This window comes from Fictibacillus sp. NPDC058756 (genome assembly GCF_042746035.1).
GTDB lineage: Bacteria > Bacillota > Bacilli > Bacillales > Fictibacillaceae > Fictibacillus.
In genome coordinates, this window is sequence record NZ_JBHYPU010000001.1 from 754494 (window position 1) to 770132 (window position 15639).

14 protein-coding genes are annotated in these 15639 nt (G+C 40.4%); 7 read left to right on the forward strand and 7 right to left on the reverse strand.

All coding sequences use genetic code 11. The features are described 5' to 3' along the window. Nucleotides 1-161: 161 nt before the first annotated feature. Complete coding sequence (locus tag ACFW35_RS03675) at nucleotides 162-494, reverse strand: hypothetical protein (RefSeq protein ID WP_379843862.1); 333 nt, start codon at nucleotides 492-494, stop codon at nucleotides 162-164. An 86-nt stretch (nucleotides 495-580) separates the two neighbouring features. After that, nucleotides 581-2968 carry an immune inhibitor A domain-containing protein gene (locus ACFW35_RS03680; protein ID WP_379843864.1) on the reverse strand — a complete coding sequence of 796 codons (2388 nt, stop codon included), beginning with the start codon at nucleotides 2966-2968 and terminating at the stop codon, nucleotides 581-583. A gap of 387 nt (nucleotides 2969-3355) precedes the next feature. On the opposite strand from ACFW35_RS03680, the gene ACFW35_RS03685 reads away from it, so the two are divergent. The 4 genes from ACFW35_RS03685 (at nucleotide 3356) to ACFW35_RS03700 (ending at nucleotide 7732) form a co-directional block, all read left to right on the forward strand. Further along, entirely contained in the window at nucleotides 3356-4174 is an 819-nt protein-coding gene (locus ACFW35_RS03685; protein WP_379847373.1) for a GAF domain-containing protein, read from the forward strand. A gap of 138 nt (nucleotides 4175-4312) precedes the next feature. Then, complete coding sequence (locus ACFW35_RS03690; protein WP_379843865.1) at nucleotides 4313-5548, forward strand: aminopeptidase; 1236 nt, start codon at nucleotides 4313-4315, stop codon at nucleotides 5546-5548. A gap of 162 nt (nucleotides 5549-5710) precedes the next feature. Continuing rightward, nucleotides 5711-6493 (forward strand): 2-phosphosulfolactate phosphatase, encoded by a 783-nt coding sequence (locus tag ACFW35_RS03695; RefSeq protein ID WP_379843867.1) that lies wholly within the window; start codon nucleotides 5711-5713, stop codon nucleotides 6491-6493. 57 nt (nucleotides 6494-6550) lie between these two features. After that, nucleotides 6551-7732 (forward strand): glycosyl hydrolase family 18 protein, encoded by a 1182-nt coding sequence (locus ACFW35_RS03700; RefSeq protein WP_379843868.1) that lies wholly within the window; start codon nucleotides 6551-6553, stop codon nucleotides 7730-7732. Nucleotides 7733-7919: 187 nt separating this feature from the next. Here the strand turns inward: ACFW35_RS03700 and ACFW35_RS03705 are convergent, their stop codons facing one another. The 4 genes from ACFW35_RS03705 to ACFW35_RS03720 form a co-directional block, all read right to left on the reverse strand. Next, nucleotides 7920-8063, reverse strand: a complete 144-nt coding sequence (locus ACFW35_RS03705; protein ID WP_379843870.1) for a hypothetical protein — start codon at nucleotides 8061-8063, stop codon at nucleotides 7920-7922. Between the two features lie 86 nt (nucleotides 8064-8149). Further along, nucleotides 8150-9067 carry a homoserine kinase gene (gene thrB / locus ACFW35_RS03710; RefSeq protein WP_379843871.1) on the reverse strand — a complete coding sequence of 306 codons (918 nt, stop codon included), beginning with the start codon at nucleotides 9065-9067 and terminating at the stop codon, nucleotides 8150-8152. Further along, nucleotides 9068-10126, reverse strand: coding sequence for a threonine synthase (thrC, locus tag ACFW35_RS03715; RefSeq protein WP_379843873.1), 1059 nt, complete (start codon nucleotides 10124-10126; stop codon nucleotides 9068-9070). Between the two features lies 1 nt (nucleotide 10127). Further along, entirely contained in the window at nucleotides 10128-11420 is a 1293-nt protein-coding gene (locus ACFW35_RS03720; RefSeq protein WP_379843874.1) for a homoserine dehydrogenase, read from the reverse strand. Between the two features lie 227 nt (nucleotides 11421-11647). On the opposite strand from ACFW35_RS03720, the gene ACFW35_RS03725 reads away from it, so the two are divergent. Continuing rightward, nucleotides 11648-12412 (forward strand): STAS domain-containing protein, encoded by a 765-nt coding sequence (locus ACFW35_RS03725; RefSeq protein WP_379843876.1) that lies wholly within the window; start codon nucleotides 11648-11650, stop codon nucleotides 12410-12412. Nucleotides 12413-12437: 25 nt separating this feature from the next. On the opposite strand, the gene ACFW35_RS03730 is transcribed toward ACFW35_RS03725, so the two are convergent. Beyond that, nucleotides 12438-13118 (reverse strand): DNA alkylation repair protein, encoded by a 681-nt coding sequence (locus tag ACFW35_RS03730; RefSeq protein ID WP_379843877.1) that lies wholly within the window; start codon nucleotides 13116-13118, stop codon nucleotides 12438-12440. A gap of 227 nt (nucleotides 13119-13345) precedes the next feature. On the opposite strand from ACFW35_RS03730, the gene ACFW35_RS03735 reads away from it, so the two are divergent. Continuing rightward, on the forward strand, nucleotides 13346-13879 hold the full coding sequence (locus tag ACFW35_RS03735; RefSeq protein ID WP_379843879.1) for an NfeD family protein: 534 nt from the start codon (nucleotides 13346-13348) through the stop codon (nucleotides 13877-13879). A 15-nt stretch (nucleotides 13880-13894) separates the two neighbouring features. Next, nucleotides 13895-15460, forward strand: a complete 1566-nt coding sequence (locus tag ACFW35_RS03740; protein ID WP_379843880.1) for an SPFH domain-containing protein — start codon at nucleotides 13895-13897, stop codon at nucleotides 15458-15460. Nucleotides 15461-15639: the final 179 nt, after the last annotated feature.

The window sequence follows — 15639 nt, forward strand, 5'->3', positions numbered from 1 at the left end:
CTCCTGGGGGATCAGCGGGACAGGTGAGCCTCCTATCGGCGCAAAGCGCAGAGGAGGCTCACCGCACGCCCCCCCGGAAAGCGAGCATTCTGGAGCGGAAATCAACCACTTCCAATTGCAACAAAGATTGAAAAGGACAAATCCAGTTCGGATTTGTCCAATTATTCCTTATTGTTCTTTTGAATTTCTTCTTTCAGCTTATTAATATAATTCTGCTTTTCCTTTTCGTCTTTTAAAGTGCCAGGTCCAGGTGCTTTGTTTTTTAAGTATTTTTGGAGAGCTTTTGTAATCTCCTCTTGTGAAGCATCTTCAGGTATTTCTCCTTTTTTCTTTAACATCTCTATAATCTTTTCATCGTTAGCTATCATATTAACCGCCTCGTTTGTTGGTTCTTTGTCAACGGGTTGTTCACTTTTAGAGTCTTTTGTGTTCGAACAAGCTGTAATTGCAACTGTTAATAAAACAGCTACTAGCAGCGTCAGCCATTGTTTCATAGGACCACCCCTATACGCTTGTTTATTACTTATTATGACACAAAACCCAATTGCGTAGGAGCAATTGGGTTTTGCTGAAGTACTATTTATCTGCGAGAGATCTTAATTTTTCCTACTGTATCGTCCTTGCTGGAACCAACTACTTCAAATTGAAGTCCGTAAGTCGGTACATTACGGCCAGCATGTGGATTGCCAGGGTTGCTGTAATCTTGTTTATCGTTAAACTTAGGGTTTGGACTAACGTTCTTATCTGTCATCGTTAACCCAAGCAATTCACGATAATCAAGGAACATTTTTTCGCTCTTTTCCTTGCTGAACGCTGCATCATGGACGAGGTAACGAGCGGATGCTACAGAGTTATCACTCCATTTTAGTGTTTCCTGGTTTGCATCAACGACTCCTAAGAATCCATCACCAGGGTGGATGCCTGTCCAGTTATCGCTGTAGCTATCATCAACATACCAAACTACCAATCCGCCATCGTACTGCATCAAGCTGTCGCCACGGCGGATATGTGCTAAACCTTCGTCAACGCCTTCATGGTTTCTCCACTCTAATAGATAGTAGTGATCAGAATAGAATTTACCTTGGTCTTTCTTAAAACCTTCTAAAGTAAACACAGGCTTACCTTCAGCGTTATCAAACAGTGTTTGAGTGCCATCAACATTAACTGCTACGTCATCTACATAAAAACCAGATTCAACAGCAGCAACATCTGTCCAGTAGTTCAGTTTTACATTGATCTTTTTGCCTTTATAAGATGAAAGATCAAATGTTCCGTCAACCCATCCATCAGAGTTACCCGTAATACCATGTCCTGGATTCTGGTCATGCGGATCAGTTTCTGTTGTTAAATTACCAGGGATTGAAACCCAAGTGTCAGTGCCTTCTTCTTGTACTTGAACGGATGCATAATCCCAATCTTGTTCAATTTGATACCAAGTTTTAAAAGTAAGCTCTGCAGATGTTGCATTTGTTAAATCTAGAGAAGTTACCATTGAGTTATTCAGGTTGTTGCCTTTTCCACTATGGTACTCATAATCACCGCTGAAAGGAGTATTAACGACCGTTTCCTTTTGAGGAAGGTCTACTCGAACAGCGTCATTATTCGTTCCTTTTGTATTGGCTTGATCTAAAAGGATTTCAGTACCTTTAGGATTTAATTCATCAAGATGATACGTTTCACCTGTTAACCAGTTTGACTCAGTCATACTAGATTGTAAAAATTCTTTCGACCATGCACTGAATCCAGTAGGCTCAGTTCCAGGAATATCCCCAGCCCAGCTTCCGCTAGACATGATCGACCAATATGCTACAGGCTCGCCAGATCCAGTGTATTGTGTGTCATATTCATCAGGAAGCCCTAAGTCGTGGCCATATTCATGTGCGAATACGCCAGCTGCTCCGTCAGCAGGTTCGATTGTATAGTCGTAAGCATACATTGTATCTGCTCCCCAGTAGTCAACTTCCGGAGATGGAGATTCTGGAATAGAGAAGATACCACCTAGATTCCATCGGTGGCTCCATACCGCATCTCCACCTAGAGAACCTCCGCCAGCTTCTTCACCAACACTAGAATGTACGATCATTAGGTGATCCACTAATCCATCTGGTTCACGAAGATCTCCATCTTCGTCTAAGTCATAGCGGTCTTCTTGGTCGAACTCACTTAAATCAATCTCTGGGTCATTAGCTGCAGCAGTTAATGCCTCTTTAACCAGATCACGCGGCTTAGCGTCACTTCCGTCTGGATCAGGAACGTTTCCGCCATAGTAAGCTGCAGGATGTTGTGCCTGGTACCAACCGCCAACTTTACCTGTGATCGAATAGCTGCCGCCTGATTGCTGTTCATAATACTCTTTTACTGAAACCAGATCTTCGCCATTTGGACCTTCATATCCATCTTCACCGAAAATCATATCTTCATAGTGTTCTTTTAAGTATTCATCATAATGCATATCTGTTTCTTCAGGTGCAATATCTTTTGCCTTAAAGTCAGGATACTCTATTAGAAGTACAAGTACGTTATCAACTCGCTGTCCGCCCGTCCATTTTTCTTCTTCAACCGGCTTGATGTCTTTGCCTTTACCTTTCTTGCCATGCTTTAATCCATCTTTTTTATGCTTCTTGTGTCCTTTTTCATCCTTTTTAGCATGCTCGTCTTCAAGCTCTCCTTTTGGAAGAGATTCAGCATGCTCTTGTTTGTTCTTCAAAAACTGCTGAAGCTTTGCTTGTGCCTGTGCTTCACTGGCATTCTTTGAAATTTGTCCGTTCTTCTTGAGCATTTCTATTAATCTTTCATCGTTGGCCACTGCTAAATCGAATGGACCACCTGTGTGTTTATGGCTTTTTTCCTCGACTGATGATGCCTTGACATCTGACAGAACATTGACAGGTGCGGCGCTTACGCTCGCAAAAGTGCTGCAGCTTAACATCGCTGCAAGGGCTGCTGAAACCCATTTTCCCTTTTTCACTAAAATCCCCCCTAGAAGTAATTTCACGGCTGGAAATCAACAATAATTATTGTCGAATAATTCCGCATATTCAAAATGTTACCACGTCATGTCGAATACTAGAATAGGAGATATATCCCTTGTTTTCTTTCTGTAATGGGGAATTTTTACTATTAAATGGACTATTTTTTTATAGTCGAAAATTGGGGAAAAATATATAAAAACCTTATTTAATGCTATTTTATGATAAGTCTTTAGAATCACGGTTGTGAGGCTAAAATAATTTAAATTAATGTTTTATTTCTGCAAATTAGGGAAAATAGTTAGTTAGAGTTTTGAAATATATAATTAGAGCTTATTCATGAAAGGTCGGTCAAGACATTGTCAATTTCTTTTCACCCTAAATCAGTGAAGAATTTTGAGGAAGCAACGGGAAATATCCTTAATTTTATGAGTAAGCTGATTAATATCAACACGTTGTTTATTGCAAAAAACGATCAAAAAGTGAACGAAATTAAAAAAGTAATCAACAAAGAACTAACATTATTAGAAGAAGGGTCCACTCTGCCTTTTCATGAAACCTTTTGTAAAGTTAGTGTAGATCAAGGCAAGGAAATTCTGCTTATTGAAGATATCATGGAGAATGAGCGTACGAAACATTTGAATGTTACAGCTAGTTTAGGAAGCGGGAGTTTTATAGCGATCCCTATTTATTACGAGGACGGAGAAAATTACGGTACAATTTGCGGGCTTGATACAAATCGGTTTGAGTTTACTGAACAGCATGTGGAGCTCTTCGAGACGATGTCTTCACTCTTAACTTATGTTTTAGAACTGGACAAAGCCAACAAAGAAATTAAAGATTTATCAGTGCCTATTGTTCCTCTTACAAAGGGTATTGCCATTTTGCCGATCATTGGACATATAAGCGAATACCGAGCTGATATCATCATACAAAATACATTAAACAGCAGTATGGATTTAGATTTAGAGTACATGATTATTGATTTATCTGGGATTAGCCAGATAAATAATTCGGTTAGCAGCTATCTTCTTAACATCGTAAAGCTTTTAAAACTAATTGGTGTAACGCCGATTCTTACTGGGTTTAGACCTGATCTGGCTATAAAAACGATGAAGGTAGATGTAGATTTTCACGATATTATTATTACGAGTAACTTAGAGAGCGCGCTTTCTCATATAGGTTTTGTATTAAACAAAAAATAATAGAGATGTAAAGCTGGGGCCGTGAATAAAAAAGTGGTCCTTTTTTTAGTTTTAATTAGTCTAAATTTTCATTTTACTTTATAATGTATATTATAAACTTATCAGTCGTTTTTATTTGAACCAACTGGAGGGGAAGAAATGAAGTCATTTGAGGAAAAATTAGATCAATACGCTGAACTCGTTGTAAAAGTTGGATTAAGCATGCAAGAGGGACAGAAGCTATTAATTAGTTCTCCGATCGAAGCTGCAGAATTTACCCGTAAAGTAACAAAACACGCCTATGAGAATGGTTGTAAAAGAGTGATGGTGGACTGGGTTGATACCCAAACCAACCGCATTCATTATACGAGCGCGAAAGAAGAAGTACTGAAAGATGACCTTCAATCTTGGGAGATCGAAAAATATAACAGTCTGATAGAAAATCACGATTGTTTCTTGATGGTAACAGGAAATGACCCGAACGCTTACAAAGGTGTTCCTTCAGAGCGTATGATGTTTGTTCAAAAGAACAGAGGCGAAAAGCTGCAGGCCTTTTCTGCTGGGCAGCTTAGAGGGGATATGCACTGGGCGATTGCTGGTGCACCGACAGCAGGCTGGGCAAAATCCGTATTCCCTGAAAAAAGTGAAGAAGAAGCAGTTGATGATTTATGGGAAGCGATTTTCAAAACGGTTCGTGTAGATCAGTCGGATCCAGTTGCAGCATGGGATGAGCATGTTAAAACACTTTCAGAAAAAGTGGATTACTTAAACGAGCAGAGATTTAAAACACTTCATTATAAATCAGAAGGAACAGATTTAAGCATTGATTTGCATCCTGACCATACGTGGATTGGGGGAGGACATAATTCTACATTCGGTACTTACTACATTCCGAACCTGCCGACAGAAGAAGTGTTCACTACACCTAGAAAATATGGTGTAAATGGAAAAGTATCAAGTTCGAAACCGCTGTCAGCCATGGGGAACCTTATCGACAATTTCAGCTTAACGTTTAAAGATGGAAAAGTAGTAGAATTTACAGCTGAAGAGGGTTACGACACACTGAAACAGCTGCTTAGCATAGATGATGGTATGGGGTATTTAGGAGAAGTAGCTTTAGTGCCTTATGACTCACCAATCTCAAACTCAGGCATCATTTTTAATAATACACTGTACGATGAGAATGCATCTTGTCACTTGGCAATTGGTACTTCGATCACGATGTCTGTAAAAGATGCAGGAAACCTTACACCTGAACAGATGGAAGAAAAAGAAATTAACCACAGCCGCGGCCATACTGATTTCATGATTGGTTCTGCTGACCTTGAAATTGAAGCAGAATATGAAGATGGCAAACGCATTCCGCTATTCAAAAACGGTAACTGGGCCATCTAAATACGAAAAGACTCCAATGACTGGAGTCTTTTTTTACGGACAATTTACGAATGTGCTAGGCAGACCTCAATCAACAGGATACCAAATTTTAGAAAAACAGTCTATTTCTTTTTTTATTTTCTCGATATGCTTTTTATAGCTAGAAATGAAGGAGGACATATAATGAATACATTTTTTGATCAATCGCCTTATGAGATTAAGGTAGAGTGGGGAATAAAAGGAGCAAAGGAAGCGGCAAAAAGAGAGGAAATCTTAATCATCGTTGATGTTTTGAGTTTTTCTTCAACTGTAATAGCCGCTATGGAAAATCAAGCGGTTATCTATCCATTTCCTCCGCCCATTAACGAAAAGGCGAAAAAATATGCAGATCAGCTCGTTGCTGAGCTTGTTGTCGGCAGAGCAGAGGCGATTAAAACGGGGAAGCATTCACTCTCACCGAACTCTTTCACGGCAGATGATCGGGGGAAATCATATGTACTTTGTTCTCTAAATGGTGCTGCGTGTGTAGATGCAGCTAAAAAAGTTCCCGGGCTTTTAATGGGTTCTCTACGAAACGCACAAGCCGTTGCAGAAGCGGCTTCAGAAGTGAAAAAAAAGACTGGAAAGCCAATCACGATTATTGCTTGCGGCGAACGCTGGGAAAATTCTTCTGCCGATGAAAATGAACTAAGACCCGCTATCGAAGACTATTTAGGCGCAGGAGCCATTATCTCATCACTCGAAGGCTCATTATCTCCAGAAGCTTTCGTTTGCAAACAAGCATTTCAAGGATCAAAGCATATACTATCTAATTTGATAAGAAATTGCGGAAGCGGCAGAGAATTAGTAGAACGCGGTTTTGGGAAGGATGTAGATTATTGCCTGAAATTGAATGTCAGTTCTATTGTGCCTATTTTATCTGGAAATAAATTTATCAGCTTTGAACCATCGTATCTTTTAAAATAATTAAGAATATTACTGACCTCCTCATGGAAAAATAACGAAAACAGAGGAGGTTTATGTATGAAAAAATTAGTCGCGCTCTTTGCGGCGTTCACGATTGTACTTGCCGGCTGCGGCGGAGGCTCTAATGAAATGAAAGAGAGTGAAGCTGCACCGAAGAATATGAACAATGAAACACGAGAAAGCCCTCGGCTTGAACAGATTAATTCACCTAAAAAGACACAGCAGGATACTTCAAAAGCTGAGATCAAACACGGAAAAACAAAGATTGAAACACTTGGTTTTTTAGAGCCGCTTGAAGCGAAACAATCGGTTAAAGATGTTAAAGAAGCAGAAAACGACCTTACTTATATCGCTTTTTTCAGCTATCAAGTCAACAAGAACGGTACATTAATACCTATCAAGGACTGGGCTGCACTTAATGAGATTAAAAAGACACGTGCGATGCCTATGATGGTCTTAACGAACTTCGCAGAAGGCAACTTTTCTCCAGAGATCGCACATAACATTTTTACTGATAAACAAGCTTCTAAAACACTTATTGGCAGTGTAATCAGCACGATGAAACAAAAAGGCTACAAAGCGCTGAATATCGATTTTGAACATATTAAAGAAAAAGACCGCGAACTATATAACGGATTTTTAGAAACGATCATCCCTCAGGTGCAGAAAGAAGGTTTCAAGGTTTCAACAGCACTTGCTCCAAAAACAAGTGATGAACAAAAAGGACCTTGGCATGGTGCACATGATTACAAGCGTCATGGAGAACTGGCTGATTTTGTTGTACTTATGACTTACGAGTGGGGCTGGTCTGGCGGACCTCCAATGGCTGTAGCACCTGTTCCGCAAGTAAAGAAAGTTGTTGATTACGCGGTTTCTGTTATACCGCCTGAAAAAATTATAATGGGTGCACCGCTTTATGGCTATGATTGGACACTCCCTTATAAAAAAGGTAATAAATTTGCGAAGCGTATTGCTCCTGCAGAGGCACACGACCTAGCATTAAAAGAAAAAGCCACAGTAAAATATGATAACGAAGCACATGCTCCGTTCTTCAACTATAAAGACGACAATGGAAAAGAACACGTTGTCTGGTTTGAAAATGAACAAAGTGCCGAGGCGAAAAATAAGCTCGTAAAACAATATAAGCTTAGAGGTCTTGCGTATTGGGTACTTGGGGAACCATTCCCGGAAAACTGGACACTACTGCGAGACGAATTCCAGATCGCAAAAAACCAATAACGAAAAGGGCCGACTAAAGTTTTTTAGTCGGCCTTATTCTATATGATGAGGTCATTTAGGCGGGAATCCAAAAGTTTTGACTTTGAATCCAAAAATTTCGGGCTCGAATCCAAATATATTGGTCTGGAATCTACGAGATTTACCCATCAATCCACATTTCTTCTCCTGCATGACCATTTGAGAATCCTCATCTTTTCTGAGTATCAATCATTCGGTTCTGTTCATTTGGAATCCGTTTCGTCTGATCATACTTTGCCTGTTCTTTTTCCTGCCTCTTTTTTTCCTGCTCTTTGAAACTTTCTTTAACCGCTTCATTCTTTTCTTCCGTCACTTTTATCCCTCCTAAAGGATTTGATATAGTCCTTTACCACGCTGTTGTGAAACGAAACGCGATCTGAAGGAAAAGTATCGTAAGTCCTATAAGGCAGCTGCAGATAAAGACTTATTTACCACTGCACCTTTTCTGTCAGGGAAAACCGTTTCGAAAAGGTAGTCTGGATACATATATGAAAGCTGTTCTGTTATAGAAGCTGCTTTTTGATGAGGTGTAAAGAATACGATCGCAGGACCAGACCCGCTGATCGCTGCACCATATGCTCCGAGCGAGACAGCCTTTTCTTTTAGTTCACAATAAAACGGGATGTTCTTTATCCTGAATGGTTCATGAAACAGATCACGGTTCATCATATCTGCAGCCTTTTTCCAATCGTTTTTAATTAAAGCTCCAACAAGTACATTGCTGATTGCGCTTGCTTCAACCGCTTTATTAAAAGGAAGAAGATTTGGCAACGACTTTCGTGACTCTTTCGTATGCAGAACCTCATCAGGTATCGCGACAATCATTTCAACAGCAACATCAGGAACATGGACCGTTTCGACATCTTTTCCATTATAAAAGCTGATTGTCAGCCCGCCATAAATAGCGGGTATCACGTTGTCAGGATGCTTTTCTAACGAGCATGCCAAAAGTGCTTTTTCTTTATTTGAAAGCTGCAGATTTAAAAGGGTATCAGCCAGTTCTATACCTGCAACGATTGCTGATGCGGAACTTCCCATTCCCTTTGAAAGCGGGAACTCGCTCTCAACTTCCAATCTGCAAGGAGGTAGATCTTTATCATAAGACTTCGCTGTATAGTGAGCTGCTTGAACGATTAAATTCTTTTCTTCACCATTTAAAGGTTGCAGTTCTTCGCCGTAAAAAACCGTTTTCCATTCTGATGCAGGCTGGACATGAACAGATAAGTAACGATTGAGTGCGAGCCCTACAGAGTCAAAACCCGGACCAAGATTTGCAGTGCTGGCGGGTACATGAATGGAAAAAGCATCAAGCTTCATTTATACTGCACATCCTTTCAGCTGCTGACGTAATTGATCAAGATCATTCGGAATTACAACAGGTTCTTGTGCAACAGTTTTTAATGCGATGTCAGGATCTTTCAATCCATTGCCTGTTAATACTGCAACGATAGAAGCTCCTTTTGGCAAGAGTCCTTGCTTATGCTGTTTATATAATCCTGCGATTGTACTGCAGGAAGCGGGTTCTGCAAACACACCTTCTTTTGAAGCGAGCATCTGATACGCTTCTAAAATTTCTTCATCTGTTACACTGTCGATGATACCGCCTGACTCCTCTAGAGCCGCAGTAGCTAGGTGCCAGCTTGCCGGGTTGCCGATTCGGATAGCTGTAGCGATCGTATCTGGATTCTTAACGGCGCTGCCATTTACAATGGGTGCAGCACCGGCTGCTTGAAAGCCATGTATCCTTGGCAGACCTGAAGCTTTAACCGAATCGTATTCTTTAAACCCTTTCCAGTAAGCACTTATGTTGCCGGCGTTTCCGACAGGGATTGCGAGAATGTCTGGCGCTTTTCCTAGTGAATCTACAAGTTCAAAGGCGGCTGTTTTTTGACCTTCTAACCGAAATGGATTTACCGAATTAACAAGTGTATAGCCTTCTTCTTCGCTCATTTGTTTTACCATTTCAAGCGCTTCATCAAAATTACCTTGAATAGCAAAAATTTCAGCTCCGTACATTTTGGCTTGTGCAAGCTTGCCTTGCGCGATTTTTCCATCTGGGATCACGACGATACAGCGCAAACCTGCGCGGGCTCCATATGCGGCGGCAGCTGCTGAAGTGTTGCCTGTTGATGCGCAGATAATCGCTTTGCTGCCAGCTTCTTTCGCTTTGGCAACAGCAAGTACCATACCGCGATCTTTAAAAGAACCCGTTGGATTGGCACCTTCATATTTCGCGTATAGGTTGATGCCCCATTCCTTTGATAGTTGATCTAATGGAATGAGGGGAGTATGACCTTCGTTTAAAGAAAGCAGGGGAGTGGCGTCATTTACAGGCAAGTATTCTTTATATTGCTGCAGCAATCCATTCCAGTTCATATTAAGCACCCTCCACTCTGTAATGACTTTTGATTTCCTGAACAACATCTGAATCACGCAGCAAGTTGTATACGTGGCTATCTTGCAGCTTGTTTGTGCCATGAGTAACGATTACGACTTCCGCTAAACCCTTTTCATCAACGGGACTCTGAATCAATTTTTCCAATGAGATATCATGAAGGGCGAAGAGGGAAGTGATCGCTGAGAAAGCGCCAGCCTCATCTTTTATGTGCAGTCTGTAAAAGAACTTTCCATCGATCTCTTCAGGCAGCTTTAATTGTTTATCAAATTGCGGAGCAACCGCGCTTTTACCGTTAACACCTAAACGCATATTTTTGACTACAGCAACTAGATCTGACACGACGGATGTAGCTGTAGGAAGCTGACCGGCACCGGGTCCGAAAAACATCGTCTCACCGACAGATTCTCCGTATACATAAACAGCATTATATTCATTCTGCACACTTGCTAATGGATGCGAATCCGGCAGCAAAGTAGGTTCTACACTGATCTCCACTTTTCCGTTATCTTTTTTTGCATTTCCGATTAGCTTAAGGGTATAACCGAATTGCCTTGCGTATTCGAGATCTTCTTGTGTCACTCTTGATATACCCGTTACATCTACATCATCAAGATGGATATGCATTGAAAATCCGAGCGTTGATAAAATCGCCATTTTCCTTGCCGCATCAATCCCTTCAACATCGGAAGTCGGATCGGCTTCTGCATAACCGAGTGATTGTGCTTCTTTTAAAACTTCTTCATAATTCCGCTGCTGTTTATCCATTTTAGTGAGGATGTAATTCGTTGTTCCGTTCACGATCCCCATCATTTTTGTGATGCGGTCAGATGCAAGACCGTCGACGAGTGAACGGATAATCGGAATACCACCTGCAACACTTGCTTCATAGAAAAGATCGCATCCATTTTCTTGAGCAACTTGCAGAAGTTCAGCCCCATGAAGTGCCATGAGATCCTTATTTGCTGTAATGACATGTTTTTTGTTTTGCAGAGAAAGCGTGATATATTCACGGGCAAGTTCGATGCCTCCCATTACTTCAATAACAACATGAATATCGGGGTTTTCAAGTACTTCCTGCGGCTGCTGTGTCAGCCAATCATTTTTGATTGCAACCAAACGTTCTTTTTCGGTGTTTTGAACTAAGATTTTTTCAATATAAACCGGACAGCCAACACGATGCTGAAGTTCTTCACGGTTTCCTTCAATCATTCTAACGACACCGCTGCCCACTGTACCTAATCCTAAAAGTCCTACAGAAACATGATTTACCATTTGCTACACCCCTTATGTTTTTCTGAGAAATACATTTGTATGTTTGATAGGGACATTTTACATGGAGTTTAGGGAGGTTACAACAAATATCTTTGTAAAGATTAAGACAGCGCTTTCATTATGAGCGGAATGTGCTGGAAAACTTGAGAATATAGATGAATTCTATAGAAGATTTTGTCGAACTCGGATATGATATATACAGGAAATGAGAGAAGGGGATAGCTTTTATGGTTTACCATTTAGAGGATACCATTATAGATACACTTAATTGTTTAGAAGAAAATATTTTTATTATAGATTTAGATTATAAGGTTGCCTGGATGAATGATTCAGCAAAAGGATTTATTGAATCTCTAAAGACCTATTTTAGGCTGGATAAAGCAGAAGATCTGATTGGTACTCCGATTGCCCGTTTTCATCAAAATCCATCTTATCAAGAAGAAATGCTTCAAAAAGGTGATTTTCCAATCGACATGCAGCTTGTATTATTTAATAAATTTATTGCCCGACTGGTCGTAAAAGAACTCATTGTCAAAGAAGAAAAACTGGGCTTTATCCTGACATGGAGAGACATTACCGAGCGTGAAAAAGAAAAGGAAAAAACAAAAGCGATCATTAATGAATTATCTACTCCCATATTGCCGACAATCGCCGAAAATACACTTCTCGTACCGCTTATCGGTGAGCTGACATTAGAGAGAATGGAAAACCTAACAACTAAATTGTTAAACGAATGTTTAAATTATCATGCTGAATATGTCATTATAGACTTTTCAGGAATTACTACGGTAGAAGATCCTGACTTAGGCCAGGAAATTCAGAAACTGACAACTACGGTTGAACTAATGGGGGCTGAAGTCCTATATTGCGGATTTAAACAAGACATGGTTAAGAACATGGTGACACTTGGAATTGATACAAATCAGAAAACCTTTGTGTCATTCCGTAATGCGATACGATACGTTGTCTCTAAATTAGGAAAGCCTTCATAAATAAACATGAAAAAGCAGCCGTTAATCATAACGGCTGCTTAGTTTTTTTAATATTTTTGATTGCTTCTTTATAAGAAAGAGGGCTTAATTCTTCTGTATGTACGAACTCCCACACCCAATCTGGATTGACCTTTGCGTATTCCCGCAATGCCCACCCGATACCTTTACGAATAAAAAAGTCTTGTTGATATTTCGTCTCTTTAATAATATGTGCCAGCAGTTCTTTATCGGTCTTTTCCTTATACCCCAATTGAAACAGAATTGCTGACCTCATCAGCCAGATATTTTCTGATGCGACCCATCGCTCTGTTACAGGAACTATTTCTTCAGGAAACTTTATAAAATAATAGCCCGCAATGTTTTTAGCTATGTGATCGATGGTATCCCACCAGCTTTTATTTATAATGATATATTCAATCCACTCAATGTCGCTCTTAGTCGTATGCTTTTTTAGCTTGTCAGCAATCGTTAGCCCTGCATATTGCATTTCACGTTCAGGTTTAGCCCAGGTTTCTTTTAAAAATGAAGGCAGTTCTTCGGCATGAGGAAGTCCTTTTTCTTCAATAAAAGCTCTAAAGCTTTCTTTCAGAACTGGTGAACGCAAACCAAAGAATTCAAACTGATCCCTCATGTATTTTTTCATATGAATGGCATCTTCTTTGTTCTCATGTCTTTTCAAATGTATCCACAAATCTTCTGTATACATACATCCCATCCTCTCATTAACAAAATTATACAAAAAATTCTTAACAAACTGAAACTTTTTATTTTGTTGTCCGTAAATTTACATATACAACCAATATTGGAATTTGTATTACTGTCGACAAAATTTTACATTTTTTTCTTATTCTTTTTGATATGGTTAAAGAAATTCGACATGGGGGGCTTGTTATTTAAAAATAATAGTTCAATAAAGGATAAGGAGAGATGACCATGGAACTGTTCGGGTATCCGTTATCAACCATATACTTAGGAAGTTTCATCGTTTTTGGATGTATCACGTTTGTTTATATTCTTTTTGGTGACATGCTTGATGCAGCAATGGAATTCTTGCACCCGGCACTTATTCTTTCCTTCTTTACAATCGGCAGCGCTTCTGGTTATCTGCTGGAGGTTATGACCGGCATCAATAGCTGGTTCAACCTTGTGTTCAGCTGTCTGCTTTCCATTTTACTCGTAACCCTTTTAAATGTTTTTGTTTTAACACCTATTCGATCGGCAGAAGAATCATTGGCTTATCGGGATGAGGATTTAAAAGGAAGAGTGGGAACAGTCATTACGTCAGTTCCGGCTGATGGTTTTGGAGAAATATTAATAGAGGGAATAAGCGGTAGAATCTCAAAAACCGCAATAAGTATGGATAACAAACCGATTCAGCAAGGGGAAAAAATCTTAATTATTGATATCCAAAAAGGTGTCGTTTCGGTTATGCGGTATGAGCAAGTAGAACAAACATATTTTCATTAATCTGGAGGGGATTTCATGACTTTTTCACCATTATTTATTGTGATTGGGATTGCGGTTTTTCTGCTAGCAGCACTTATTAGTGTTTTTATTACAAAGTACCGAACTGCAAGTCCTGATGAAGCATTAATCGTTACAGGAAGCTTCTTAGGAAGCAAAAATGTAAATATCGATGAGTCGGGCAACAGAATCAAAATTGTTCGCGGAGGCGGTACGTTCGTTCTGCCGGTATTCCAGCAAGCGAAACCTCTTAGCCTATTAACGAGCAAACTGGATGTTCAAACGCCAGAAGTGTATACAGAACAAGGTGTTCCAGTTATGGCTGATGGAACAGCAATCATTAAAGTCGGAAGTTCGATCGGTGAAATCGCAACAGCTGCGGAACAGTTTTTAGGAAAGTTAAAAGAAGATCGTGAAAACGAAGCACGTGAAGTATTAGAAGGACATTTACGTTCGATTCTAGGTTCCATGACTGTTGAAGAAATCTATAAAAACCGAGAAAAATTTTCTCAAGAAGTTCAGCGTGTGGCTTCACAGGATCTAGCAAAAATGGGATTAATCATCGTTTCATTTACCATTAAAGACCTGCGTGACAAAAACGGCTATCTCGATGCACTCGGTAAGCCGCGTATTGCACAAATCAAGCGTGATGCTGATATGGCAATGGCAGAGGCCGAAAAAGAAACTCGCATCAAACGCGCAGAAGCAGATAAAGAAGCTAAACAATCCGAGTTAGGACGTGCAACAGAAGTAGCGGAAGCTGAAAAGATGAACCAGCTGAAGGTAGCCGAATTCCGTCGTGAACAAGATGTTGCGAAGGCGCGTGCTGACCAGGCTTATCATTTAGAAGAAGCCATCGCTAAACAACAAGTTACAGAAGAACAGATGCAGATTAAGATCATCGAACGTCAAAAGCAGATCGAGCTTGAAGAAAAAGAAATTCTGCGCCGTGAAAAACAGTACGATTCAGAAGTGAAAAAGAAAGCGGACGCAGACAGATACGCAGTTGAACAATCAGCAGAAGCGGAAAAGCGCAAGCAGGTCGCTGAAGCTGATGCACATAAGTACCGTGTAGAAGCAATGGCAAAAGCGGAAGCAGAAAAGGTTCGACTCGACGGTCTTTCCAGAGCAGAAGCAGAACGTGCTAAAGGGGAAACTGAAGCTGAAGTTATCCGCCTAAAAGGTCTTGCAGAAGCAGAGGCGAAACAGAAGATCGCCGAAGCATTCGAGCTATACGGTCAGGCAGCCATGATGGATATGATGATCAAGATGCTTCCGGAATATGCGAAACAGGTTGCAGCACCGCTATCTAATATTGATAAGATCACTGTCGTAGATACAGGCGGCGGTGAAAACGGCGGAGCCAACCGCATTACGGGCTATGCAACAAACTTGATGTCCACATTGCAAGAATCCTTGAAAGCCTCCTCTGGGATTGATGTAAAAGAAATGCTAGAAAACTTCTCAGGTAAAGGGAACGTTCGTCAAAGCATTGACGACCTTCGCATCGAATTTGCTAAAAAAGAACCAAGCGCTGCAGGAACAAAAGAAAAAGCAGAAGTAAGTTCTACTAAAGGAGAATAATAGAAGAAAAGCTTACTCTAGCGGGCTGAAATGCCAGTCGAGAGTAAGCTTTTTTCTGAATATGACGTTGTTATGCGCGGTCGTGAAGGTTTTATGCGCGGTCGTGAAGGTTTTATGCGCGCTCGCGTAGGTTTTATGCTCGTTCAGCGGAGTTTATCATCGCTGAACGAGCGGTTCTC

Bases quoted from the DNA above. Each gene is read 5' to 3' on its own strand.
- ACFW35_RS03700 (WP_379843868.1), top strand. From the start codon at position 6,551: ATGAAAAAATTAGTCGCGCTCTTTGCGGCGTTCACGATTGTACTTGCC.
- ACFW35_RS03725 (WP_379843876.1), top strand. From the start codon at position 11,648: ATGGTTTACCATTTAGAGGATACCATTATAGATACACTTAATTGTTTA.
- ACFW35_RS03675 (WP_379843862.1), bottom strand. From the start codon at position 494: ATGAAACAATGGCTGACGCTGCTAGTAGCTGTTTTATTAACAGTTGCA.
- ACFW35_RS03690 (WP_379843865.1), top strand. From the start codon at position 4,313: ATGAAGTCATTTGAGGAAAAATTAGATCAATACGCTGAACTCGTTGTA.
- ACFW35_RS03735 (WP_379843879.1), top strand. From the start codon at position 13,346: ATGGAACTGTTCGGGTATCCGTTATCAACCATATACTTAGGAAGTTTC.
- thrB (WP_379843871.1), bottom strand. From the start codon at position 9,067: ATGAAGCTTGATGCTTTTTCCATTCATGTACCCGCCAGCACTGCAAAT.
- thrC (WP_379843873.1), bottom strand. From the start codon at position 10,126: ATGAACTGGAATGGATTGCTGCAGCAATATAAAGAATACTTGCCTGTA.
- ACFW35_RS03730 (WP_379843877.1), bottom strand. From the start codon at position 13,118: ATGTATACAGAAGATTTGTGGATACATTTGAAAAGACATGAGAACAAA.
- ACFW35_RS03695 (WP_379843867.1), top strand. From the start codon at position 5,711: ATGAATACATTTTTTGATCAATCGCCTTATGAGATTAAGGTAGAGTGG.
- ACFW35_RS03720 (WP_379843874.1), bottom strand. From the start codon at position 11,420: ATGGTAAATCATGTTTCTGTAGGACTTTTAGGATTAGGTACAGTGGGC.
- ACFW35_RS03740 (WP_379843880.1), top strand. From the start codon at position 13,895: ATGACTTTTTCACCATTATTTATTGTGATTGGGATTGCGGTTTTTCTG.